This window comes from Donghicola tyrosinivorans (assembly GCF_003003355.1).
In the GTDB taxonomy this organism is placed as follows: Bacteria; Pseudomonadota; Alphaproteobacteria; order Rhodobacterales; family Rhodobacteraceae; genus Donghicola; species Donghicola tyrosinivorans.
Window position 1 is genome coordinate 93,986 of the sequence record NZ_PVTQ01000009.1, and the last position, 23,269, is coordinate 117,254.

Sequence of the window (23,269 nt, forward strand, 5' to 3'; positions counted from 1 at the left end):
CGTCTTACGCGTCCTTCTGTTTTGCTTCGTGATGCTTGATCACTTCCTGAATGATGAAGTTCAGGAATTTCTTGGCGAATTCGGGGTCCAGATCGGCCTGAATCGCAAGGTCTTCGAGGCGCGCGATTTGCTTTTCTTCGCGCGCGGGGTCCGAGGGGGGAAGGTCGTGTTCGGCCTTCAGCTTGCCCACAGCCTGCGTGTGCTTGAACCGCTCGCCCAAGGTATAGACGAGGATCGCATCCAGACGGTCGATGCTTTCACGATGCTCTTTCAGCACGTTGGCGGCGCGGCTCACAGGATCAGTCAAGGGCCCATCCTTCGGGTTTGAAATTGGGGTTCTGGTAAAAGCCGATTTCCTGCGCGATCGCGTCGGCGATCTGGCTGGAGCGGCATTTCTCGGGCGAGGGGTGGCGGTAGACCACATCGTTGCCATCGACGGACGGTGCCTCATGATCCTTTTTGCAGCCAAGCCGTTCGGCAAGGCGGATGGAATCGAGGTTCTTGGGGTCCAGATAGCTGACGGCGGTTTCCCACCCGCGCTTATAGTAGAAATAGCGGCGCACGGCGTCGGCGGCCTCAAGGGCGATGCCGCGACCGGCCACGCGGGGCCAGATGATCCATGCGATCTCGGCTTCGGGCCAGCCTGCGGGTTTCCAGCCGCCGGCCATGCCGTAGGTCTCATCGGTTTCGGAATCGTGGATCATCCACATGCCGTAGCCGCGGATCTGCCAATGGCCGATTTCGGCGGCGTAAAGCATCCACGCCTCATAGGTGTTCAGCGGCCCGCCCATAAAGCGCGAACGGTAGCTGGAGAACGTGGCCTTGAAGTCGGGGTAATCCTGTGGCTCGGGGCCGCGTAGAACCAGACGCTTGGTGCGGATCTCGGGGATCTTGGTGGGGACGAAGTCGCTCATGCGTAGGCCTCCATACCGCCGTCCATCAGGTCGGCTGCCGAGAGGTGACGCCAGATTTCTTCCTGCCCGTAGCGGACATGGTTGAACATGCTTTCAAAGCGCGCGCCCATCTTACGGGCGACGGCCTTGCTGGCGTCATTAGGGGGCATGATCAGGCTGACAACAGTGCCCCAGCCCAAGGTTTCATAGGCGTAGGTGCGGGCGGCGATGGCGGCCTCGGTCGCGTAGCCTTTGCCGTCATAGCCTTCATAGATGTCCCAGCCGATTTCGGGTTCGGGCCAGCCTTCGGGGTTCCAAAGGCCGACGTTGCCGATCAATTCGCCGGTGTCCGACAGGGTCACAGCCCAACGGCCATAACCGCGCAACTGCCAATGCCCGATCTCACAGGCCAGCATGCGCCAACTGGATTCGGGATGCGCAGGCCCACCACAAAACTTTGAACGCTCGGACGCATAGAAGGCCGAGAACACGGGGAAATCCCCGAGCTCGAACCCCCGCAGCGTCAAACGCTCGGTCTTTATGATGGGTGCTTTGGTCATTACTTCTTCTTGCCGAACATGTTGGGCAGACCGCCAAGGCCGGGCATACCGCCGCCCATGCCACCCAGACCGCCCATGCCCAGTTTGCGGGCCGTGCTTTCCAGCTGGCGGGTGTCGATCTGGCTGGGGTCGATCTGGCCGTCCGCGCCCATGCCGGGCATGTCCTTGCCGCGCATGGCCTGAATAGCCTGCTTGAGCATACCCTTGCCGCCCTTCTGGCTGATCTTTTTCATCATGTCCGCCATCTGGCGGTGCATTTTCAGCAACTTGTTCAGATCGGAAACGTCCTGACCTGCACCGGCAGCGATCCGCTTTTTGCGGCTGGCTTGCAGCAGGGCGGGGTTCGCACGCTCTTTCTTGGTCATCGAGTCGATCAGGGCGATCTGGCGGCGGATGACTTTGTCGTCCATGCCAGCGGCCTCGGCCTGCTTGGCCATCTTGGCCATGCCCGGCATCATCGACATCATGCCCTGCATGCCGCCCATTTTCAGCATCTGTTCCAGCTGGCCCTTCAGGTCGTTCATGTTGAACTGACCCTTCATCATGCGCTTCATCATGCGCTCGGCCTGTTCGGCCTCTAGGGTCTGCTGGGCCTTTTCAACCAGCGAAACGATGTCGCCCATGCCGAGGATACGGCCGGCCACACGCTCGGGGTGGAATTCTTCCAGAGCGTCCATCTTTTCGCCGAGGCCGACGAATTTGATAGGCTTGCCGGTGACAGCGCGCATGGAAAGAGCCGCACCGCCGCGACCGTCACCGTCCATACGGGTCAGGACAACGCCCGAGACGCCGATCTTGTCGTCGAATTCGGTTGCAACGTTCACCGCGTCCTGACCGGTCAGGCCATCGACCACCAGCAGGGTTTCGCGGGGATTTGCCACGTCGCGGACAGCGGCGGCCTGCGCGATCAGTTCCTGATCGATGTGCAGACGGCCTGCGGTGTCCAGCATGTAGACGTCATAGCCACCCAGCGACGCCTGTGTCTTGGCGCGCTTGGCGATGGTGACGGGGTCTTCGCCTTTGACGATCGGCAGGGTGTCCACGCCGATCTGCTGACCCAGAATGGCCAGCTGCTCCATCGCCGCGGGACGGTTGACGTCCAGCGAGGCCATCAGCACGCGCTTGCCTTCGCGGTCTTTCAGACGCTTGGCCAGTTTGGCGGTGGTGGTGGTCTTACCCGAGCCCTGCAGACCGACCATCAGGATCGGGGCGGGCGGGTTGTCGACCTTCAGCTTGCCGGGTTCGCCTTCGCCGGCCAGAAACTCGACCAGTTCATCGTGAACGATTTTGACGACCTGCTGGCCGGGAGTAATGGATTTGGTAACTGCGGCGCCGGTGGCTTTCTTCTGGACCGCTTTGATGAAATCGCGGGCGACCGGAAGCGAAACGTCTGCCTCAAGCAGGGCAGTGCGGACTTCGCGCAGGGCGGTTTTCACATCGTCTTCGCTGAGTGCGCCCGCTTTGGTCAGCCGGTCAAAGACACCGCCAAGGCGTTCAGAGAGATTTTCGAACATGCCAAGCCCTTTCAAAGACCGTTAAAGTTATGCCACCCATGTAGGCGACGCAGCGACATACGCCAAGCGCCCCCATGGGCGCAACGCGCTGATGGAGGGCGATCCCGGCAAAAGCCATGGGACCGGAAGTTTTCACGCTTCCGGAGATTCCAGCGGGCTATGCCTGAATTGCCTGCCAGAGTCAACAAAGGCGCACCCCGTTCAGGGCACGCCTTTGCACATTATATACAGGGCCGCGCAGAGGGAGGCGGGGCCAGCCGGTTAGGCGGCGATCTGTGCGACCGCGTCATAGGCTTTTTTGACCGAGCCGTCCGCGTCTACCGCCAACTGGTCTGCGGCCACGATGGTCACGTCGGTGATGCCGATAAAGCTGAGAACCTGCTTGAGGTAGGTGCTGGCGAAATCCACGGGTGAGCCTGCGGGCACACCGCCCGAAGCCACAGCGATGATGGCGCGCTTGCCAGTCAGCAGACCTTCGGGGCCAGCTTCGGTGTAGCGGAAGGTGACGCCTGCGCGGGCGACCAGATCGATCCATGCCTTCAGACGGGCAGGGACGCCAAAGTTGTAGATCGGCAGGCCGATGACCAGCGTGTCGGCGGCTTGCAATTCAGCGATCATTGCGTCGGACAGAGCCAGCGTTTCCTTCTGGGCTTCGGTGCGTTGATCCGCGGGGGTAAAGTTCGCGCCGACCCATGCTTCGTCGATCAGGGTCAGGCCCGCCAGATCGCGGGTGGTGACCGTGTCTGCGCCCAGACGTTCGATGATGCGGGTGGTCAGATCGCGGGAGATCGAGCCTTCAGTGCGGACCGAAGAGTCAATGCGGAGTACAGAATTCGCCATAGTGGACCTCTTAAACTTACAAGTGAGGAGGGAGGGGGATGTGTTCTTTCTGCACCATCATTTGAACATTGCATTTTCGAACTCAATTGCGTGAAATATGTGATAGAGTGTGAGTAGGCGCACATAAATAATAACGAGTGAGCGGGACTGGGGAACGAGCAATGGACAATTGGGACGAGATTCGTACCGCCTATCAGGTTGCGAAAATGGGAACCGTGTCGGGGGCGGCAGATATACTGGGCGTGCATCACGCGACGGTTATCCGCCACATCGACGCGCTAGAAGGGCGTTTGGGGGTCAAGCTGTTCCAGCGGCACGCGCGAGGCTATACGCCGACCGAGGCCGGTGAGGATCTGTTTCGCGTGGCCCAGACCACCGATGACCAGTTCAGCCAGCTAAAGGGCCGCATCAAGGGGCAGGGCGCCGGTGTCGGGGGCGAGTTGATCGTGACCTCGCTTGTGCAGCTGTCGCCGCTGATCGTGCCCGTGTTGAAGGGATTTCAGGAAGAGCATCCAGATGTGATCGTGCGCTTTCTGACCGGTGAGCGTCTGTTCCGTCTGGAATATGGCGAGGCCCATGTGGCGATCCGCGCAGGCTCGCCGCCGGAACAGCCCGACAACGTGGTGCAGCCGTTCTTTCGCCAGCAGGTCACGCTGTTCGCTGCCAAGAGCTATGTTGAAAAGCACGGCATGCCCAAGGATGAGGCGGACTATGTGAACCATCGTTTTGTGGGGCAGGATGACATCGACAGCCGTGCGCCATTCTATCGCTGGATGCGCGATAACATCCCGCGCAACAACGTCACCTTCCGCAGCGAAGACCCGCGGGCCAATGAGCAGGCCATTCTGGACGGGGCCGGTATCGGCTTCATGGCCTATTGGGAATGGCAGCAGAACCCGAATGTGGTGAAGGTGTGCGATCCCAAGGACGATTGGTCATCCAACATCTGGATCGTGACCCACGTGGACCTTCACCGGACGCCGAAGGTTCAGACCTTCCTCAAGTATCTGAAGCTTCAGGCGAAGGACTGGCGCTAAGCTCGGTCTCTAGGAAACGTTCGAAGGCGTCCAGATTGACGGCTTCGAACTGGCCAAAGCTCTGCATCCAGATGCTGGCATCGCGCAGGGCGTTGGGCTCTAGCTTACACCATTTCACCCGCCCGCGTTTCTCCTGAGAGATCAGCCCCGCATTCGCGAGGATCATCAGGTGTTTGGAAATAGCGGCCAGAGACATCTCGAACGGGTCGGCCACATCGGTGACGGCCATATCATCCTCAAGCAGCATCGACAGGATCGCGCGGCGGGTAGGATCGGCCAGAGCGGCAAAGACGAGGTCGAGTTTGTTCTCCATATACAGCGCAATGGGGCAGGGAAAAACAAACGTCAACCGTTTGGTTGAATAAGGAATCCTGCCCTTTGGTGGCATATTTCGCCCCTTGGCTGCGGCGCTAACAGAATCCGATCTGTTATTTTTCAATGACTTAAGGTGGACATTGTGCCGCTTGACTCACGGGGCCGTGACACCTATTCAACCCCCAACTGCCCAAGGGACGACACGGATGATTGATCCAGCCGAAAAAGAGCGCCTCGCGGAGCTCGAGGCACGGATCGACGCGGCCAAGAAAGCCGCCGCCGAGCCGGAACCGCGGGCCGACGAGCACTATAGTCAGGCACAGGTCGCCTGGCGGATGGTGACAGAACTTGTGGCCGGTCTGCTGATCGGCTTCGGCATGGGATACGGACTGGACGCTGTTTTTGGCACCACCCCGTTTCTAATGTTGATTTTTACATTGCTGGGTTTCATCGCGGGCGTGAAGACAATGCTCCGTTCGGTGACTGAGATCCAAGAGAAACAGGCGGCGACGGCCGCGCAGGATGATGAGGGACGTAACAGTGGCGGATAATGCACACGCAGCAGCGGCCGAACACGCAGCCGAAGGTACTGGCCTGGTTTTCCACCCGATGGATCAGTTCAAGGTCCAGCCGCTGTTTGGCGGCGGTGACGTACACTGGTACAGCATTACCAACGCCACCCTGTGGCTGGCACTGACCGTTCTGGCAGTCTTCGCTGTTATGGTTCTGGCCACCCGCGGCCGCGCAGTCATCCCCTCGCGCGGGCAGTCGGTTGGCGAACTGGCCTACGGTTTTGTCTACAAGATGATTGAAGACGTGACCGGCAAGGACGCCATCGTCTACTTCCCCTACATCATGACCCTGTTCATGTTCATCCTGATGAACAACTTCCTTGGTCTGATCCCCACCAGCTTCGCGAACACCGCGCAGATCGCCACCACCGCGATCCTGGCATTCGCAGTATTCTTTGCCGTGACGATCATCGGTTTCGTCAAGCACGGCAGCCACTTCCTGGGCCTGTTCTGGGTGACGTCGGCGCCTCTCGCCATCCGTCCCGTTCTGGCCGTGATCGAAGTGATCTCGTACTTTGTTCGCCCTGTCAGCCACTCGATCCGTCTTGCCGGTAACATCACCGCCGGTCACGCCGTGATCAAAGTGTTCGCTGCCTTCGCCGGTCTGGTCGCTCTGTCGCCGCTGGCCATCCTGGGCATCACCGCTATGTACGGCCTCGAAATGCTTGTTGCATTCATCCAGGCCTACGTATTCACCATCCTGACTTGCGTCTACCTGAAGGACGCGCTGCACCCGAGCCACTAAGGCTCGGACCCGCAGACAGGACTGAATTATCGCCATTCCAACGTAAGGAGAAATGTTATGGAAGGCTCGATCGCAGAAATGGGTAAATTCATCGGTGCCGGCCTGTCGGCATTCGGTATGGGTCTGGCAGCTATCGGTGTGGGCAACGTCGCCGGTAACTTCCTGGCTGGCGCACTGCGCAACCCTTCGGCCGCTGGCGGCCAAACCGCGACCCTGTTCATCGGTATCGCGTTCGCAGAAGCACTGGGCATCTTCTCGTTCCTGGTTGCTCTGCTGCTGATGTTCGCCGTCTAATCTACGGGTTCATTCCTTACGGCCGGGCGAGAGTCATAGCGACGCTCGCCCGGTAACATCGGGCCTTCGGGTCCGTACCAAGGACGGGGCCACGGAGGACGCATAACATGGCAACTGAATCGCATGGCGCAGACGCCGTTGCAGCAGGTCACGCCGCAGCTGAGTCGGCAGGGATGCCGCAGCTTGCTGTCGAGACCTTTCCGAACCAGATCTTCTGGCTCGTTGTCGCGCTGGTCGCGACCTACCTGATCCTGTCGCGCGTGGCTCTGCCGCGTATCGCAGCCGTTCTGGCCGAGCGTCAGGGAACCATTACGAATGATATCGCCGCTGCCGAAGAGCTGAAGCTCAAGGCGAAGGAAGCCGAAGCCGCTTATGAAAAGGCTCTGGCAGACGCGCGCGCAGAGGCGAACCGCATCGTCGACGAGACCCGTGCCGCAATCAAGGGCGACCTTGATGCTGCTCTGGAAAAAGCCGACGCAGAAATCGCAGCCAAGACGGCTGGTTCGGAAAAGGCAATCGCCGACATCCGCGCCGGTGCCGCCGAAGCCGCAGCCGAAGTGGCAAAAGAGACCGCGAAAGAGCTGGTTGCAGCTCTGGGTGGCGACGCAGATGGTCGCTCGGTTTCGGCAGCTGTGAACGCCCGGATGAAAGGATAAATCATGCGTAGTCTGATCATCCTCGCCGCCGCTCTGGCCGCATCGCCGGCAATGGCCGCATCGGGGCCGTTCTTCTCGCTGCACAACACGAACTTTGTTGTTCTGATCGCCTTCTTGGTGTTCCTGGGCGTCCTGGTTTACTTCAAGGTCCCCGGCGTTCTGGGTGGCATGCTGGACAAGCGTGCCGAAGGTATCCAGGAAGAGCTGAACGAAGCACGCAAGCTGCGCGAAGAGGCTCAGAGCCTGCTGGCCAGCTACGAGCGTAAGCACAAAGAAGTTCAGCAGCAGGCTGACAGCATCGTTGCCGCTGCGAAAGCAGAAGCCGAAGCTGCCGCCGAGCAAGCCAAGAGCGACCTGAAAAAGTCGATCGCACGCCGTCTGCAAGCTGCTGAAGAGCAGATCGCATCGGCAGAGGCTTCCGCTGTTCGCGAAGTGCGCGACACTGCAATCACCGCCGCCATCGGCGCTGCGCAGGACATCCTTGCCAAGCAGATGACTGCTGAAAAGTCGGGCGCTCTGATTGACGCTTCGATCAACGAAGTGAAGGCAAAGCTGCACTAAGGGCCAAAGGTCCACACAGGGAATATGCAGAGCCCGAGGCGTGAAAGCGCCTCGGGCTTTTCTTTATGCAACTTCGCAATTCCTAACTTGTGCATTCGCCGGATTGCGGATTTCCTGAGAAAATGATCGAAGGGCGCCGTGCAAATCATGCGACCACATCTCTTGGATAGCTATCAGAATGAGTTTTCGTTTCGCCTCTGCATTCACTGCGGCCTTCTTGTGCTTGATCGGCTTGGTGATGGTTTTCATTCCGGCGACCTATCTGGATCGCACCGGAATTGAGGTGACGGACGTCGCGGTTTTCCTACAGCAACGGATCGGATTGGTGTGTTGGGGATGGGCCGCGCTGATGCTGGCCTTCGCCAATATTGAGCCATCGCCCCTGCGTCTGCGGATTGCGCTGATCAATATCATTATGATGACGGTGCTGGCGGGCCTTGCGGTCTACGAATGGCATCAAGCGATCGTAGGTGTGAACATGCTGCGACTGGCCTTGGGCAACATGGTGATCGCAGGCCTCTACCTCTCGACGCTGTTCCATAAAGGTTAACGCTTGGTCTCGTGCTCGAACCGGCGACGGGCGATGTCTTCGTTGCGCAGGGCACGCTGTTCGTCCCGTAGGGCGCTTTCCACATAGTCCAGATGGGCGCTGACAGCGGCGCGGGCGGCCTCGGGGTCGCGGGCCTGTAGGGCCTCGTTGATGGCGCGGTGTTGGGCCAGCAGGTCATCGCGGGTGGTGCGCTGTTTGAACATGACGTTCCGGTTATAGAACACCCCTTCGCGCAGCAGATCGAACATGGACCGCAGCATATGCAGCATGATCACGTTGTGGCTGGCCTCGATGATGGCCATGTGGAAGTCGGCGTCGATGGCGGCTTCTTCGGCGGGGTTACGCTTCGGGTGGGCGGCCTCCATCCGTTTGAAGACAGCATCAATCACTTGCAAATCGGTGTCCGAGGCCAGACGGCAGGCGCGGTCGGCGGCCAGCCCTTCGATGTCGCGGCGGAAGGCGATGTAGTCAAAGACCGCCTCTTCATGAGCCGCGAACAGCCGGATCAGCGCGGGCGAGAAGGCATTTCCCAGCACCTCAGCGACGAAGATCCCCGAACCCGCGCGTGTTTCCAGAAGGCCGTTCTTTTGCAACTCGGCCACCGCTTCGCGCAGCGACGGGCGCGAGACGCCAAGCCGGTCAGACAGTTCCCGTTCGGACGGCAGCCGTTCCCCCGGACGCAGGACGCCACGCAGGATAAGTTGCTCGATCTGGCGGACCACGGAGGTCGACAGCTTTTCGGGTTCGACTTTTTGAAACGGCATGGGTCGTCCTATTCGCAATTGGTTAGATTATATGACCGCGAAAGGCGTTCCTTCAATGGCGAAAAAAGAGGCGCCCCGAAGGGCGCCTTAGGTCTGTTTCCAGGGACGGAAATGAGTGGTGGTTATTCTGCCGGTACCGCAGCCGGTGCATGGCGGCTGAAGTGCTGTCGGTTCAGGCGGAAGACCAGTGCCACCATGGCGAACTGTGCGATCAGGGCGATGGCGGTCAGGCCCCAGTAGGTCACGTCGTACTTGGCGATCACTCCGGCAGCCACGAGGCCCTTGTTGATGAAGAAGTGCAGCATGACGCTCAGGGCAACACCGGGGCAGACCAGCGCGTAGCTGCCAGCCGAGGTTTTCGGACCCATGACGAACTCTTTGAAGTAGCCCTGACGGCGCAGCACTGCCAGACCAAGACCAAGGAAGGCCAGTTGTACGGCCAGCAGGCGGGCCAGTAGGACCATGGTTTCGCCGGCGGTGGTGTGGACCTCGAACGTGGTGTGCAGGCCGTGGTTCTGGCGGACCAGCATAATGCCAAGCACGGTCATCAGCGGAACGATGATGAGCAGGGTCGGGCCAGCCTCTTTCGCGGTGCCATAGTGTAGCATCGAGTTGAAGGCGGTGAAGACAGCCACGGCGGCATAGATCGTTGCGGCCACCCCGAAGAGAGTGGACAGGACCAACGCCGTGCCAACGGTGGCGGTATTGCCGGACATCGCAGCGGGGGCCGAGAGGCCGACAGCGACCATCGCCAGCGCAAAGGCAGGCAGCATCTGCGCGAACGAGTTGTGGGCGGTCACATCAAACACGCCGCCCTTGGACAGCACGCGGCCAAGAAAGCTGCCGATCAGGCTAAGGGCCCAGATGCCGGTCAGTGCGAAGGCCACCAGCGCGGCGGGGAAGAGGTATTCAACGATGCTCCAGAGTTGCGGAACAAAGACAAGGCCGACGATGAAGCTGGCGTTGATGCTCATGGCGACGGCCAGCGGGGCGGCCAGCAGAGTGCTTTCGGCATTCGAGTTGCGCAGGGCAGTGTAGCGTTCGGTCTTAGCGAACTGCGACAGCTGGCCAAGGTTCCAGATCAGGCCCTTGATGTTCATGAAGGCAAAGACCGCGATGCCAAGCGCTGCGACAATGATCGCCCCTTGCAGGGCGGGGGTGCCGGTGGCGAAGGCGGCGCTGATGTCCTCGAACACGGGTACGGGCTTGCCGGGGTGGGGTACCCAGAACATGAGGTACATAAAGAAGGTCACGGCCAAGCCACCGGCTCCGACAGAGCTGAGGAAGTAGGTCGGGACGTAGGTGTCTGCGGGTCTTGATGCGTGTGCGGACATGACTGCCTCCTGTTACATTCCGATTTAAGAATATAATGGTATTCGAAAAATGGAATGTGAAGGGATGAGATGTCGCACCCCAAACGAGTGGGGTTAAGGCCCTGTCAGGACAGACGTTTTTCCATGAAAAGACTGTCGGGATGTTCTTTGTAACTGCCGAACGGGCCGCAGAACAGATAGCCGTGGCGGGCGTAAACCTTGTGCGCGGCATACAGCACATTGCCGGTTTCCAGCTTTAGAATCGGCAGGCCCTGATCCAGCGCGACAGATTCGATGCGGCGCAGCACCGCGTCGGCTAGCCCCAAACCGCGGGCCTCTGGGTCAACGAACATTGATTTGATCTCGCCATAGCCGGTCTTTATCGCAAGGGCGCCGCAGCCCATGGTCGCGCCATCGACCTGCACCTCAAAGAAGTGGATGTTGTTGGCCCGCAGGGCATCGATGGATAGGTAATGGTTACTTTCCGCAGGAAAAAGGCTTTGCATCAATGCGTGGCTGGCCTTGAGCAACCGTGTTGCCTCGGGGGACGTGGGATCTCCTTCAATCACTGTAATTCCCATTGGGCTACCTCCTACTCGCGCAATATCTTGTGGATAATATCGCAACTTACAATATATCGTGCGGTCCTGACGTTGACTCAGTGGTTTTTCAGCCTGCAAAATAGGCGCTCACCGACTCGAACGGGAACGACATGCCCCTGAAGTTTACCAAATTGCGACTCCAAGGCTTTAAAAGCTTTGTCGATCCGACCGATCTGATCATCAATGATGGTCTCACAGGTGTGGTGGGTCCGAACGGCTGTGGCAAGTCAAACCTTCTTGAGGCGCTGCGCTGGGTGATGGGCGAAAACCGCCCCACTGCCATGCGCGGCGGCGGGATGGAGGACGTGATTTTCGCGGGTGCCTCTAGCCGTCCGGCCAAGAACTTTGCCGAGGTGTCGCTGCTGCTGGACAACAGTGATCGTTTGGCGCCGCAGGGGTTCAATGAGACCGACGGGGTCGAGATTGTCCGCCGGATCACCCGCGACGTGGGCAGCGCCTATAAGGCCAACGGCAAGGACGTGCGGGCGCGCGATATTCAGATGCTGTTCGCAGATGCCTCGACTGGCGCGCATTCACCGGCGCTGGTGCGGCAGGGGCAGATCTCAGAGCTGATCAACGCCAAGCCCAAGGCGCGGCGGCGCATTCTGGAAGAGGCGGCGGGGATTTCCGGCCTCTATCAGCGGCGCCATGAGGCAGAATTGAAGCTGAAGGCAGCCGAGGGTAACCTTGAGCGCGTGGATGACGTGATCGACCAGCTGGCGAACCAGTTGGGGCAGTTGCAGCGTCAGGCCAAGCAGGCGCAGCGCTATCGCCAGATCGGCGAGGAACTGCGGCGGGCCGAGGGGCTGCTGTTGTACCGTCGCTGGCGCGAGGCCGACGAGGCGCGGGCGCGGGCCGAAGAGGCGCTGCGTCAGGCCAGCCTGACCGCGTCGCAGGCCGAAGCAGAGGTGCGCAAAGCGAATGCGGGCCGCGAAGAGGCCGAGGCTATGTTGCCCCCTCTGCGTGAGGAAGAGGCCGTAGCCAGCGCGATTTTGCAGCGTCTGACTGTGACCCGCGATGCCCTGAGCGATCAGGAGAAGCAGGCCGAAGAACGCATCCGGACCTTGCAGGCGCGGATCACGCAACTGGCCAAGGATATTGACCGTGAGGCTGGTCTGAACCGCGATGCGGGCGAGACCATCGAACGGCTGGAATGGGAAGAGCGCGAGTTGGCCAAGGCCAGCGAAGGCCATGATGAAAAGCTGGAGCTTTCCAGTGATCAGGCCCGCGAGGCGGCAGACATCTTGGCTGAACGCGAAGCCGATCTGAGCGAGCGTCAGGAAGACGTGGCGCGTCTGTCGGCCCGTCACCAGTCGGTGCAGCGTCTGCTGTCTGACACGCGCCGGACGCTGGAAAAGGCCGAGGCCGAGGGCGAACGCGCCCGTCAGGCCGTGGCCGAAGCCAAAGCCGCGCTGGAAGAAGCCCGCGCTGGCTATGCGCAGGCCGAAGAAGAAGAAGCCATCGCGCAGGCACAGTCCGAGGCGGCAGAGATTGCCCTCTCTGATGCGGAAAGCGCCCGCGCGGCGATGCAGGATCGGGAAACGGCGGCACGCTCGGCCCGGGCAGAGGCCGAAGGTTCGGCCAGCACCCTGCGGGCTGAGGTGGGCGCTTTGACCAAACTGGTGGCCCGCGATGAAAGCGATAGTGCGCCGCTGCTGGATCAGCTTCAGGTGCACCCCGGTTATGAAAAGGCACTTGGCGCGGCATTGGCCGATGACCTGCGTCAGCCTGCGGTGGATGGGGGCGCGTCCGGCTGGGTGCGTCTGCCCGATTACGCGGTGCCTCAGGCCCTGCCTTCGGGCGTCATGCCCCTGACCGAAGTGGTCAAGGCCCCCGCGGTGCTGACCCGCCGTCTGAGCCAGATCGGTGTGGTCTCGGCTGCGGAGGGTGCGCGTTTGCATTCGGTGCTGGCCCCCGGTCAGCGTCTGGTCACCGCCGAGGGCGATCTGTGGCGCTGGGACGGTTTGCAAGCGCGGGGCGAGGATGCCCCCAGCGCGGCGGCCTTGCGTCTGGAGCAGTTGAACAAGCTGGAACGTTTGCGGTCCGAATTGGATGATGCGGAAGGCCGTGCCGAAGAGGCGCGGTATCAGCACGAAGAGATTAACGCGGAACTGGCCGATCTGGCCCGCGCCGATGCCGCCGCCCGCGATGCCCGCCGTCAGGCCGACCAGCAGGTTGCCGAAGCGGGCCGCCGTCTGTCCCGTCTAGAGGCCGAGCGCAATCTGGCCGAGGGCAAACTGGAGACCCTAGGCTTGTCTGTGCGCCGTCACGCCGATGACGCGATGGCCGCCCGTGAACAACTGTCCGAGGCCGAGGCCTCTGCCGAGGAACTGGGCGATCTGGATGCCGCCCGCGCCGAGATCGAAGATCTGAAGATGACGGTTGAGGCGGCGCGGATGACCATGATGACCAAGCGGTCCATGTGGGATTCGATCAAGCGCGAGGGGGAGGCGCGGACCAAACGCTCGCAGCAGGTGAAACAGGAACTCTCGGGCTGGCGTCACCGTCTTGAGACCGCCACCCAGCGGGCCGAGGAATTGGCAATCCGTAAGGAAGACACCGAATACGAATTGGAAGAGGCCAGCGCCGCACCCGAAGAACTGGCGATCAAGCGCGAGGAACTGGGTCACAGTATCGAAGATGCCGAGGCCCGTCGCGCCGCTGCTGGCGATGCTTTGGCGGCGGCTGAAAATGCGCTGCGTGCTGCCGACATTGCTTCGCGCGACATGGAGCGTCAGGCCGGTGAGGCCCGCGAATCCCGCGCCCGCGCCGAGGCCCGCGTAGAAGCGGCCCGCGAAACTGTTGCCGCCGCCGCGGACCGGATCGAGGAAGAGCAAGAGGTCTCGCCTGATCAGTTGCTGGAGCAGCTGGATGCGGACCCCGCCAACATGCCTGCCTCGGAAGAGATCGAAGAGGACGTCCTGCGTCTGCGCCGCCAGCGCGATGCCTTGGGCGCGGTGAACTTGCGTGCTGAAGAGGACATGAAAGAGGTCGCCGAAGAGCACGACACGCTGGTCGGTGAAAAGCATGATCTGGAAGAGGCGATCAAAGCTCTGCGCACGGGTATTGCCGGTCTGAACAAAGAGGGCCGCGCCCGTCTGCTGGCTGCCTTCGATCAGGTGAACGAGAACTTCAGCCTGCTGTTCACGCACCTATTCAACGGGGGCGAGGCCAAGCTGGTCATGGTGGAAAGCGATGATCCGCTGGATGCGGGCCTTGAGATTATGTGTCAACCGCCCGGCAAGAAGCTGAGCGTTCTAAGCCTGCTGTCGGGTGGGGAACAGACCCTGACCGCGCTGGCGCTGATCTTCGCGGTGTTCCTTGCGAACCCCGCCCCGATCTGTGTGCTGGACGAGGTGGACGCGCCTTTGGACGATGCGAACGTCACCCGTTTCTGCGACCTGCTGGACGAGATGACCCGCCGCACCGACACCCGCTTCCTGATCATCACCCACCATGCGGTGACGATGGCGCGGATGGACCGTCTGTTCGGCGTGACGATGGCTGAACAAGGCGTCAGTCAGTTGGTGTCCGTAGACCTAAAACGGGCGGAGGCGATGGTGGCCTAAGGTCGCTTTGGGTGGCGGCGCATCTGGAAGCCGGTCTTTGATTGTTCAAACCCCGAGGCTTTGTAGAAGGCGTGGTTGTCGGGGCGATCGGCTCCTGTCAGCAGCATGACTTTGTAGCACCCTGCCGCCCATGCTTGCTCTGCAGCGGCGTGCAGGATGCGCCGTCCCAGTCCTGTGCGGCGGGCGTCTGGGTGGGTGACCACATTCTCGATCAAGCCATAGGGTTTGCCGCCGCGCGTGAGGTTCGGAATGACGACCAGCGTGCAACTGGCCAAAAGGCGTGCGCCATCATCGGCCACCAGAATGGCACTGCCCGCCCATGTCATCAGCTGGGTCAGGGACGCCTCGGCGATGGTCAGATCGCAAGGCGCCTCTTCGGGGATCAGATGGGCATAAAGGGCGGTGAGGGCGGGAAGATCCGCCACTGTTGCGGGGCGGATCTGCATGGTTACAGCCTGTTCAGCAGGGCGGGTGTGGGCCATGCGTCGGCGGGCAGTCCCAGTTCGCGCTGGATGTCTTGCACGGCCTCACGGCTTTTCTCGCCCAAGATGCCGTCCGCGCCGCCCACGTCGTAGCCGCGCTGTTGTAGCTTTTGTTGCAGTTGCTTGATTTGGGGGCCCGACAGGCCCGCTTCGGGATTGCCTGCGTTATAGACCGGCGCGCCTTCCAGACGTGTGGCGAAATAGGCGGCGGTCAGCACGTAGGTAAAGCTTTGGTTCCATTCGAAATAGACGTGGAAGTTGGGGTAGGCGAGGAACGCCGGACCGTTCCGTCCCATCGGCAGGATGACCGAGGCAGGCAGATCAGGGCGCAGCATTTGTCCGCTGCGGGGCTGCACGCCCATCGCCTGCCATTCGGCGGCGGACAGGCGCGTGCGGATACCGGTTTTGCTCCAGTCCAGATTGGCGGGAACGCTGACCTCTTGCAGCCACGGCTCGTTCGGGCGCCAGCCAAGGTTTGACAGCATATGCCCCCCCGACATCAGCGCATCAGGGGCCGAGGTTTTCAGGCTGACGTGCCCGTCGCCGTCGCCATCAACGCCGCTTTCTAGAATGTCTCCGGGCAGCATCTGGACCATGCCGATCTCGCCAGCCCATGCGCCGGTGGTGTTTCGGGGGTCAAAGTCGCCATGGGCATAGAGTTCCAGCGCGGAATAAACCTGCGGCAGGAACAGATGCGGGCGGCGGCAATCATGGGCCAGCGTGACCAGCGCATCGCGGGTGTTAAAGTTGCCTTGGAACCCGCCGTAGTCGGTCTCGAACGCCCAGAAGGCCAGAAGGACGCCGGGGTTGACGCCGTAGCTCTGCTGGATGCGGTCAAAGGTGCTGCGGTATTTGCGCCAGTTGGCCGCGCCTGCGTCCATGCGGTTCTGGCTGATCAGCATGCGCGAGAACTCGATAAAGTCCTTCTGGAAGACGCCCTGTGCGCGGTCGGCCTTCAACACCGCTGCCGATTGGCTGGTGCCTGCGAAGAAGTTGTCCACGAGGGTCGCGGGATAGCCCTGTGCCTGCGCTTGCGCCTTCAGCTGGCCGACGAAATTGCCAAAGCTGCCGCCGCAGCTTTGGGCGGTCGCAGAGGTGCCAAGAGCAAGGGCGGTGGTCAGGGCCAGAAGGCTGGCGGCAATGGGGCGCATGAAAGTCCTCGGGTCTTCGGAAATGTCCGGTGGACCCTAGCACGGTGCCCGCAAGGGGCAAGCTCAGCCAAGCAGCAGAAGGACGGCCAGCACCATCATGCCGATCCATGTGCGCCAAAGGGCATCGCAGGCGCGGTCGATGTCGCCGGGGCCGGGCGAGCGGATGCCAGATGGGTGCACCCACGGGAAATCCTGCATCTTGCCATGATAGGCGCGGGGGCCGGATAGAGCCACGTTCAGGATGCGGGCCATGGCGCTTTCGGGCCAGCCTGCGTTGGGGGATCGGTGCTGCCGCGCCTCTTTCGGCAGCCCGCGCCAGAGGGCCGGTTTGCCGTGGGACAGCAGGATCAGGATGGCGGTCAGGCGGGCCGGTATCCAGTTCAGCACATCGTCCAGACGTGCTGCGGCCCAGCCGAATTTCTCATGTCTCGGAGTGCGGTGGCCGATCATGGAATCGGCGGTGTTCACAATTTTGTAGATGACGATGCCGGGCAGGCCGCCGACCAGAAACCAGAAGGCAGGGGCGATGACGCCATCCCCCAGATTCTCGGCGGCGGATTCGATGGCGGCGCGGCTGACGGCGGGGCCGTCCATCTGCCCAGTGTCGCGACCGACGATCATCGCGACCTTTGCGCGTCCTTGCACGACCGAAGTGCGCAGGCCTGTGGCCACCGCCCGCACGTGATCCACCAAAGACCGCTGTGCCAGCAGGATCGCGCCGCAGATAACCTGCGCGATGATCCCTAGTTGGGCGATCCCCATGGCGATAGCGCCCCAGCAGACGATAAGCATCACCAGCGCGATCACGCCCTTTTGCCGCTGCGCCCGCCCGTGGTTGAAGGTCCGGTCGGCCCAATCCACGGTGCGACCCATCAGCACCGCCGGATGGGGCAGGCGTTTCCACAGCCAGTCAGGCTCGCCCAAGATACCGTCCAGCAGCATGGCAAGGATAAGGGTCGTGCTCATAGGCTGGCCTCGAACTGGTCCCAGCGGGAGGGGGCGGGCAGGCCAAGTCTGATCCAGCGGTCCGAATAGGGAAAGATGCGGGTCCAGACGTGGGCCTTGGCCATCTGGTCCTGCCACGACCTTGCGTCGCCTACATCGTAAAGGCGGAATAGGGTCGTCCCGCCCACCAATTCCGCGCCTTTGGCCTGCATCAAGGCATCCATGCGGGCGGTGTCTTGGGTCAAGCGGGCGCGGGTTTGATCCGCCCAATAAAGGTCGCGCAGGGCGCGTGTGCCGACCTGCAACGCAGGGCCAGAGACCGCCCAAGGCCCCATCATATCTGACAGACGCGCAATCAGGGCCTGATCCCCCACAGCAAAGCCGATGCGCAGACCCGCCAGACCCCAGAACTTGCCAAAGGATTTCAGCACCAGCGTATTGGGGCGCTGTGCGAGATGGATCAGGCTGCGGTCGGGGGTGACGTCGCAAAAGCTTTCGTCAATCACCGTGAGAGGGGCGGTGAGGTCTGTCTCATTGGCAAAGCTGCCATCGGGATTGTTGGGGTGAACGCGGACGATGGCGTCGGGGGTGGTGATATCCTCGGCCACGTCCCAGCCTTCCGCGCGGAAGGCGGCGGCGTGTTCGTTGTAGGTGACGCCAGCGATCTTGGCGGGGCCCTTGGGGGCCAGCGCGGGAATGCGGGCGATCAGCGACGAGGCACCCGGCGCCGCGAGCACGGCCACATCATCGGGAATGTTCCAGAAGGCGCGGGCGGCGGCCTCTAACCCGTCTTGGGCGTTGCGGTCGGGCAGGGCGGCCCAAGCTTCCGCGCTGATGGTGCCCACCGGATAGGGCACAGGATTGATGCCGGTGGAAAGGTCCAGCCAGCCATCCCGCGTCCCGCCGAAACGGGCGACTGCGGCATCGATGCCGCCACCGTGGTCGCGCTTGCGGGATGGGTTTGCGATGGACATTGGGGCTTCCTCCGGAGTTGCCCCGCAGGTTGCCCATCACAGCGATCAGGGCAACCCCTTTTGCGCCGTTTAACCGCGCCCGTGCGGCATCAAAAAGTCGGGCTGGGGGCCGATCGGGACAATCCGGTTCGGATTGATCATGCCATGGCTGAAGTAATAGTGCTGCGTGATGTGGTCGAAATGCACGGTCTCGGCCACAGCGGGATGCTGGTAAAGCTCACGGACATAGGCCCACATGTGCGGGTAATCGGTGATCTGCTTGCGGTTACACTTGAAGTGCGTGTGGTAGACCTTGTCAAAGCGCACCAGCGTGGTGAAGAGGCGCCAGTCGGCCTCGGTCAGGGTATCGCCCGCCAGATAGCGGTTTTCGCCGAGGATGCCTTCGATCCAGTCCAGACTGTCGAAGAGGGGGCCGACGGCCTCATCATAGGCTTCCTGAGTGGTGGCGAAACCTGCCTTGTAGACGCCGTTGTTTACGGTGTCATAGACGCGGGCGTTGATGTCCTCGATCTGGTCGCGCAGTTCGGCGGGCCAGTATTCATCTGTGTTTCCAGTGATCCCGTCGAAGGCGCTGTTGAACATGCGGATAATCTCAGAGCTTTCGTTCGAGACGATCTGGCCGGTTTCCTTGTCCCACAGCACGGGCACCGTGACGCGGCCGGTCATGTCGGGGGTGTCCTTTAGGTAGACCTCACGCATGTAAGGAAGACCGAACAAGGTATCGCCTGTGGCACCGTCAAAATCGGTCTCGAAGGTCCAGCCTTCGCCCAACATGTCGGGATGGACGACCGAGATGCTGATGTGATCCGTCAGCCCCTTGATCGCACGGAAGATCAGGGCGCGGTGCGCCCAAGGGCAGGCGTAAGACACATAAAGATGGTAGCGGCCGCTTTCGGCCTTGAACCCGCCCTTGCCCGAGGGGCCAGCCGCGCCGTCAGCGGTGACCCAATTGCGAAACTTCGCCTCATCGCGCTGGAATTTGCCACCGCTTTTGCCGGTGTCATACCATTTGTCCTGCCATTTTCCGTCAACCAGCAGTCCCATGCCTTGATCCTCGTTTGCTCAGATATCGGGCAAACTAGAGCGCTGCGGGATTCGTTCCCACTGGTGTGGCAGCACGGGCCCCCTGCATTTTCGCACAGATGACTGTGTCAGGCTGCTTGGTCTGGGCGATTTTGCAGGATGTCGGAGATGTTGTCTTCGATCCAGTCCACTAGCACGCGGACCCGCTCGGCCACCTCAAGACCAGCGGGGGTCAGGCTGTAGTCCACGCGGGGCGGAACCTCATGGTGGTCCGTGCGCAGGACAAAGCCGTCTTTTTCAAGCAATTGAAGGGTTTGCGCCAGCATCCGGTCGCTGACCCCGCCCACCAGACGGCGCAATTCGGCAAAGCGCAGGGTGCCTTTTTGCAGGGCGATCAGCACCAGTACGCCCCAGCGGCTGGTGACATGTTGCAGCACTTCGCGGCTGGGGCATTCACGGGCCAAGACATTGCCACGCAGGGCGCCTTGGTGGATCTTGTCAGAGAGGGACATGGGTGTCTCCTGCCAGAATTCTTGCACTAACATTTATGTGCGTACTTCTTTTTTGCAAGTGCTAATTTTAAGTAAGCGCTATCTGATTTGAGACCGAGAAGGACCAAGACAATGACGATTGCAGTAACCGGTGCGAATGGCCAGTTGGGCCGTCTGGTGATTGAACGGCTGAAGGCCAAAGTGCCTGCGGGCCATATTGCGGCGCTGGTCCGCGATCCGGCAAAGTCTGCCGATCTGGACGTCACCCTGCGCCCCTTTGACTACAACAAGCCCGAGACTCTGGCCGATGAGCTGGTGGGCGTGGAGAAGCTGCTGCTGATTTCCGGCAGCGAGATTGGCCAGCGCGAGGCGCAGCACAAGGCGGTGATTGCGGCGGCGAAAAAGGCTGGCGTGGGCCAGATCGTCTACACCAGTCTGCTGCACGCGGACACAAGCCCCCTGTCGCTGGCGCCCGAACATCTGGCGACCGAAGAGGCGTTGAAAGCCAGCGGCATTCCTTACGTGATTCTGCGCAATGGCTGGTACACCGAGAACTATGCCATGGGGATTGCCCCTGCTTTGGAGCATGGCGCGCTGATCGGTGCGGCTGGCGAGGGGCGAATCTCGTCCGCGGCGCGGGCAGATTTTGCAGATGCAGCGGTGGCGGTGCTGACCTCGGACGGGCATGAGGGCAAGACCTATGAGCTGTCCGGAGATGATAGCTATTCTCTTGCCGAATTCGCAGCAGAGCTTTCGAAACAGGCGGGTAAAGAGATCGCTTATGTGAACCTGCCCGAGGCTGATCTGGCAGCAGCTTATGCGGGGGCCGGTGTCCCCGAAGGCTTCGCCGCTGCGCTGGCCAGCTTTGATGTGGGGGCCTCGGAAGGGGCGCTATTTGATAGCGGATCGCAGTTGGCGACCCTGATCGGACGGGCAACCACCCCCTATACGGCAGTGATTGCTGAATCGCTGAAATAGTCGGGAACCCCGACTTTGGCATGCGCGTTGCAACAAGGTTACGATGCGCATGCAGAAAAAGTTGTTTCCTTTTGGTAACTTGACGAAAACCAATCTTCGGGCATGCTGGGGTCGTGAATGGAGGGTATCATGTCTACGTTTCTGCCGAAGGATGTCGAAGAAGGTCTTCGCGCCGCTGTCATCGCCAACCAACGCCGCCGCAGCAAGATGCGGGTCGAGGCGGATGGGGATAGCTATAAGATGCTGCGCGTCTGGCAGAACGGCTTTTCCGTGGCGGCAGAGGATGCGCCCAAATTGCGTGGCTTGGTGGATCTTTATGATGCCGGTCGTCATCTGGGGCAGGCGCTGATTGTGGCCTCGGAAGAGGTGGCGGGCGAGATCTGCTATGACTTCAAGCGCAACACCATGGCCGCCGATCGAGCGCCTCTGGACTTTGCCCGAGACCCCGACGCGCCGATTGCCCTGTTGCCTGACGGGCGGTGAGGCGGGGCGCCTGTGGCGCGGTCTGCATGAGTATTTGGATCAAGAAGAAGCCCTGCGCGCGGAGATCGGCGGCAGGGCTTTTTGCTGTGAGTATTTGAGCAATAAAGAAGTTGTTTTGACAGCGCCGGATCGGGGCGCTGTCTTTTGGGGTTTTATTGCAGGTCGCTGAAGGCGGCCTTCAGGCGCTCGGCCGCTTCGGCGACGCGGGCGCGGGGGGTGGCGAAGTTGAAACGCATGAAGGTCTCTCCGCCCTTGCCGAAGGTCTCGCCATGGTTGGCGGCGATGCGGGCGTCTTGTTCGATGCGCTTTTTGTATTCCTTGTCGCTCATGCCGGTGCCGGAGAAATCGACCCACGCCAGATAGGTGGACTGCATCGGCATGGAGGTGACGCCGGGGATGCTGTTCAGAGCAGTGTCCAGCAGGCGGCGGTTGCCGTCGAGGTATTCGGTGAGTGCGTCCACCCATTGCGCCCCTTCGGGGCTGTAGGCAGCGGTGGTCATTTCCAGACCGAAGGAGTTGCCGGAGATGCCGAGAGCCGCAAGGCGGGTGGTGAATTTGGCGCGCAGGGCGTCATCGGGAATGATGACATTGCCTGTGTGGCTGCCAGCGATATTGAAGGTCTTGGTGGTGGCGGTCATCATCACCAGCCGGTCCAGAATGTCCGGCTCTGCTACGGCCATGACGTGGTGTTTGTTGCCCGGCATGACCAAATCGTGGTGGATCTCATCGGAGACAAGGATCAGGTCGTGGCGCTTGGCGAATTCGGCCACGCCTTTAAGTTCATCCAAGGTCCAGACGCGGCCGCCCGGATTGTGGGGCGAGCAGAGGATGACCATCTTTTCGTTGCCGGTCATCTGGGCGTCATAAGCGGCGAAGTCCATTTTGTAGATGCCGTCCTCGATCACTAGCGGGCATTCGACCACCTCGCGGCCTGCGGCGCGGATGGTGCGGGCGAAGGCGTGGTAGACGGGGGTGAAAAGGACCACGCCCTCACCGGGGTTGGTGAAAGCATCGACACACAGGCCGGTGCCGTTTACCAGACCATGGGTAGTGGTGATCGCTTTGGCGTCCACTTTCCAGCCGTGGCGGTTTTCCATCCACCATTGGATCGCGCCTTTGTAATCCTGATCGCCGCCGAAATAGCCGTAGACCCCGTGGGCGGTCATATGCTCTAGCGCTTGTTGCACGCAAGCGGGCGGTCGAAAGTCCATATCGGCCACCCACATGGAAATCCCGTCCTTGGGGGAGACGCCGTAGAGGGGCTCCATCTGGTCCCATTTCGAGGAATGGGTGCCCACGCGGTCGATGATTTCGTCAAAATTCATGGGGGTGCGTCCTTTTATGATCGTTCCGGCAGGCTATCGCGGTGTTTTACAGGCGCAAGGGGCGTTGCGCGTTTGTCCTGCATCGCCTAGATGAAAATTTATGATACGCCCCATTCTGATCCACCCCGACCCGCGCCTGAAAAAGGTATGCACCGCTGTTCCGGACATCTCGGACGACCTGCGCAAGCTGGCCGACGATATGCTGGAAACCATGTATGACGCCCCCGGTATCGGGCTGGCGGCGCCGCAGATCGGCGTGCTGGACCGGATCATTGTGATGGACTGCGTCAAGGAAGAGGGTGAGGCGCCTCGTCCCATGGTCATGGTGAACCCTGAGGTGATCGGCGGATCCGATGACACCAATGTCTATGAGGAAGGCTGCCTGTCGATCCCCGAACAGTACGCTGAGGTGACCCGCCCCAAAGATGTGCGCGTGCGCTGGCTGGATCTGGATGGCAACGTGCAAGAGCAGGACTTTGGCGGCCTTTGGGCGACCTGCGTCCAGCATGAGATCGACCACCTGAACGGCAAGCTGTTCATCGATTATCTGGGGCCGATGAAGCGGCAGTTGATCACCCGCAAGATGGTGAAGCTGAAAAAAGATCGGGCGCGCGCGTGAGACGGAAGACTCT

27 protein-coding genes are annotated in these 23,269 nt (G+C 61.2%); 11 read left to right on the forward strand and 16 right to left on the reverse strand.

What is annotated here, in order from left to right; genetic code table 11:
• Positions 1–4 precede the first annotated feature (4 nt).
• The 5 genes from CLV74_RS13430 to CLV74_RS13450 all read right to left on the reverse strand — a co-directional run bounded on the left by CLV74_RS13430 (position 5) and on the right by CLV74_RS13450 (position 3,807).
• The gene (locus tag CLV74_RS13430; protein WP_245888547.1) at positions 5–307 is read right to left on the reverse strand and encodes a chorismate mutase; all 303 of its coding nucleotides are present in this window, start codon (positions 305–307) and stop codon (positions 5–7) included.
• Positions 300–914 (reverse strand): GNAT family N-acetyltransferase, encoded by a 615-nt coding sequence (locus CLV74_RS23195; RefSeq protein ID WP_106265631.1) that lies wholly within the window; start codon positions 912–914, stop codon positions 300–302. The genes CLV74_RS13430 and CLV74_RS23195 overlap by 8 nt, the downstream gene beginning before the upstream one ends.
• On the reverse strand, positions 911–1,453 hold the full coding sequence (locus tag CLV74_RS13440) for a GNAT family N-acetyltransferase (RefSeq protein WP_106265633.1): 543 nt from the start codon (positions 1,451–1,453) through the stop codon (positions 911–913). The genes CLV74_RS23195 and CLV74_RS13440 overlap by 4 nt, the downstream gene beginning before the upstream one ends.
• Positions 1,453–2,967, reverse strand: a complete 1,515-nt coding sequence (gene ffh / locus CLV74_RS13445; RefSeq protein ID WP_106265635.1) for a signal recognition particle protein — start codon at positions 2,965–2,967, stop codon at positions 1,453–1,455. Before ffh ends, CLV74_RS13440 begins: the two co-directional genes overlap by 1 nt.
• 261 nt (positions 2,968–3,228) lie before the next feature.
• Complete coding sequence (locus CLV74_RS13450) at positions 3,229–3,807, reverse strand: FMN-dependent NADH-azoreductase (protein WP_106265637.1); 579 nt, start codon at positions 3,805–3,807, stop codon at positions 3,229–3,231.
• Positions 3,808–3,968: 161 nt separating this feature from the next.
• Between CLV74_RS13450 and CLV74_RS13455 the strand changes: the two genes are divergently transcribed.
• Positions 3,969–4,844 (forward strand): LysR family transcriptional regulator, encoded by an 876-nt coding sequence (locus tag CLV74_RS13455; protein ID WP_106265639.1) that lies wholly within the window; start codon positions 3,969–3,971, stop codon positions 4,842–4,844.
• Here the strand turns inward: CLV74_RS13455 and CLV74_RS13460 are convergent.
• Positions 4,807–5,157, reverse strand: a complete 351-nt coding sequence (locus tag CLV74_RS13460) for an ArsR/SmtB family transcription factor (protein WP_106265854.1) — start codon at positions 5,155–5,157, stop codon at positions 4,807–4,809. The two genes, CLV74_RS13455 and CLV74_RS13460, sit on opposite strands and share 38 nt — an antisense overlap.
• A 208-nt stretch (positions 5,158–5,365) precedes the next feature.
• On the opposite strand from CLV74_RS13460, the gene CLV74_RS13465 reads away from it, so the two are divergent.
• The 6 genes from CLV74_RS13465 (at position 5,366) to CLV74_RS13490 (ending at position 8,537) form a co-directional block, all read left to right on the forward strand.
• The gene (locus CLV74_RS13465) at positions 5,366–5,710 is read left to right on the forward strand and encodes an AtpZ/AtpI family protein (RefSeq protein ID WP_106265641.1); all 345 of its coding nucleotides are present in this window, start codon (positions 5,366–5,368) and stop codon (positions 5,708–5,710) included.
• Positions 5,685–6,476 carry a F0F1 ATP synthase subunit A gene (locus tag CLV74_RS13470; protein WP_106265643.1) on the forward strand — a complete coding sequence of 264 codons (792 nt, stop codon included), beginning with the start codon at positions 5,685–5,687 and terminating at the stop codon, positions 6,474–6,476. Before CLV74_RS13465 ends, CLV74_RS13470 begins: the two co-directional genes overlap by 26 nt.
• Before the next feature lie 57 nt (positions 6,477–6,533).
• Positions 6,534–6,770 carry a F0F1 ATP synthase subunit C gene (locus CLV74_RS13475; protein ID WP_072709644.1) on the forward strand — a complete coding sequence of 79 codons (237 nt, stop codon included), beginning with the start codon at positions 6,534–6,536 and terminating at the stop codon, positions 6,768–6,770.
• A gap of 107 nt (positions 6,771–6,877) precedes the next feature.
• The gene (locus tag CLV74_RS13480) at positions 6,878–7,426 is read left to right on the forward strand and encodes a F0F1 ATP synthase subunit B' (RefSeq protein WP_106265645.1); all 549 of its coding nucleotides are present in this window, start codon (positions 6,878–6,880) and stop codon (positions 7,424–7,426) included.
• Between the two features lie 3 nt (positions 7,427–7,429).
• Positions 7,430–7,987, forward strand: coding sequence for a F0F1 ATP synthase subunit B (locus tag CLV74_RS13485; RefSeq protein WP_211299051.1), 558 nt, complete (start codon positions 7,430–7,432; stop codon positions 7,985–7,987).
• Between the two features lie 178 nt (positions 7,988–8,165).
• Positions 8,166–8,537 (forward strand): hypothetical protein, encoded by a 372-nt coding sequence (locus CLV74_RS13490; protein ID WP_106265651.1) that lies wholly within the window; start codon positions 8,166–8,168, stop codon positions 8,535–8,537.
• On the opposite strand, the gene CLV74_RS13495 is transcribed toward CLV74_RS13490, so the two are convergent.
• The 3 genes from CLV74_RS13495 to CLV74_RS13505 all read right to left on the reverse strand — a co-directional run bounded on the left by CLV74_RS13495 (position 8,534) and on the right by CLV74_RS13505 (position 11,195).
• Positions 8,534–9,301, reverse strand: a complete 768-nt coding sequence (locus CLV74_RS13495) for a FadR/GntR family transcriptional regulator (protein ID WP_106265654.1) — start codon at positions 9,299–9,301, stop codon at positions 8,534–8,536. The two genes, CLV74_RS13490 and CLV74_RS13495, sit on opposite strands and share 4 nt — an antisense overlap.
• Before the next feature lie 122 nt (positions 9,302–9,423).
• Positions 9,424–10,635 (reverse strand): TsoY family (seleno)protein, encoded by a 1,212-nt coding sequence (locus CLV74_RS13500; protein WP_106265657.1) that lies wholly within the window; start codon positions 10,633–10,635, stop codon positions 9,424–9,426.
• Positions 10,636–10,739: 104 nt separating this feature from the next.
• A complete protein-coding gene (locus tag CLV74_RS13505; protein WP_106265660.1) occupies positions 10,740–11,195 on the reverse strand; it encodes a GNAT family N-acetyltransferase in 456 nt (151 codons plus the stop codon).
• A gap of 137 nt (positions 11,196–11,332) precedes the next feature.
• Here CLV74_RS13505 and smc point away from each other — a divergent pair, with 137 nt between their 5' ends.
• Positions 11,333–14,785 carry a chromosome segregation protein SMC gene (gene smc / locus CLV74_RS13510; protein ID WP_106265856.1) on the forward strand — a complete coding sequence of 1,151 codons (3,453 nt, stop codon included), beginning with the start codon at positions 11,333–11,335 and terminating at the stop codon, positions 14,783–14,785.
• Here the strand turns inward: smc and CLV74_RS13515 are convergent.
• From CLV74_RS13515 to CLV74_RS13540, 6 genes are all read right to left on the reverse strand, one after another.
• On the reverse strand, positions 14,782–15,267 hold the full coding sequence (locus CLV74_RS13515; RefSeq protein WP_211299052.1) for a GNAT family N-acetyltransferase: 486 nt from the start codon (positions 15,265–15,267) through the stop codon (positions 14,782–14,784). The genes smc and CLV74_RS13515 overlap by 4 nt on opposite strands.
• Positions 15,234–16,418, reverse strand: coding sequence for a lytic murein transglycosylase (locus CLV74_RS13520; protein WP_106265664.1), 1,185 nt, complete (start codon positions 16,416–16,418; stop codon positions 15,234–15,236). The genes CLV74_RS13515 and CLV74_RS13520 overlap by 34 nt, the downstream gene beginning before the upstream one ends.
• Before the next feature lie 63 nt (positions 16,419–16,481).
• On the reverse strand, positions 16,482–17,384 hold the full coding sequence (cbiB, locus tag CLV74_RS13525; RefSeq protein ID WP_106265667.1) for an adenosylcobinamide-phosphate synthase CbiB: 903 nt from the start codon (positions 17,382–17,384) through the stop codon (positions 16,482–16,484).
• Positions 17,381–18,337 (reverse strand): threonine-phosphate decarboxylase, encoded by a 957-nt coding sequence (locus tag CLV74_RS13530; protein ID WP_106265670.1) that lies wholly within the window; start codon positions 18,335–18,337, stop codon positions 17,381–17,383. Before CLV74_RS13530 ends, cbiB begins: the two co-directional genes overlap by 4 nt.
• Positions 18,338–18,406: 69 nt before the next feature.
• Complete coding sequence (locus tag CLV74_RS13535) at positions 18,407–19,381, reverse strand: glutathione S-transferase family protein (RefSeq protein ID WP_106265672.1); 975 nt, start codon at positions 19,379–19,381, stop codon at positions 18,407–18,409.
• Positions 19,382–19,488: 107 nt separating this feature from the next.
• On the reverse strand, positions 19,489–19,872 hold the full coding sequence (locus CLV74_RS13540) for a winged helix-turn-helix transcriptional regulator (RefSeq protein ID WP_106265674.1): 384 nt from the start codon (positions 19,870–19,872) through the stop codon (positions 19,489–19,491).
• A 111-nt stretch (positions 19,873–19,983) separates the two neighbouring features.
• On the opposite strand from CLV74_RS13540, the gene CLV74_RS13545 reads away from it, so the two are divergent.
• Positions 19,984–20,829 (forward strand): SDR family oxidoreductase, encoded by an 846-nt coding sequence (locus CLV74_RS13545; RefSeq protein WP_106265677.1) that lies wholly within the window; start codon positions 19,984–19,986, stop codon positions 20,827–20,829.
• A 129-nt stretch (positions 20,830–20,958) separates the two neighbouring features.
• Positions 20,959–21,312, forward strand: coding sequence for a hypothetical protein (locus CLV74_RS13550; protein WP_106265679.1), 354 nt, complete (start codon positions 20,959–20,961; stop codon positions 21,310–21,312).
• Positions 21,313–21,464: 152 nt separating this feature from the next.
• Here the strand turns inward: CLV74_RS13550 and CLV74_RS13555 are convergent, their stop codons facing one another.
• Positions 21,465–22,637: a MalY/PatB family protein gene (locus CLV74_RS13555; RefSeq protein WP_106265682.1), complete on the reverse strand. Its 1,173-nt coding sequence runs from the start codon at positions 22,635–22,637 to the stop codon at positions 21,465–21,467.
• 100 nt (positions 22,638–22,737) lie between these two features.
• Here CLV74_RS13555 and def point away from each other — a divergent pair, with 100 nt between their 5' ends.
• Positions 22,738–23,256: a peptide deformylase gene (gene def / locus CLV74_RS13560; RefSeq protein WP_106265684.1), complete on the forward strand. Its 519-nt coding sequence runs from the start codon at positions 22,738–22,740 to the stop codon at positions 23,254–23,256.
• Positions 23,257–23,269 lie beyond the last annotated feature (13 nt).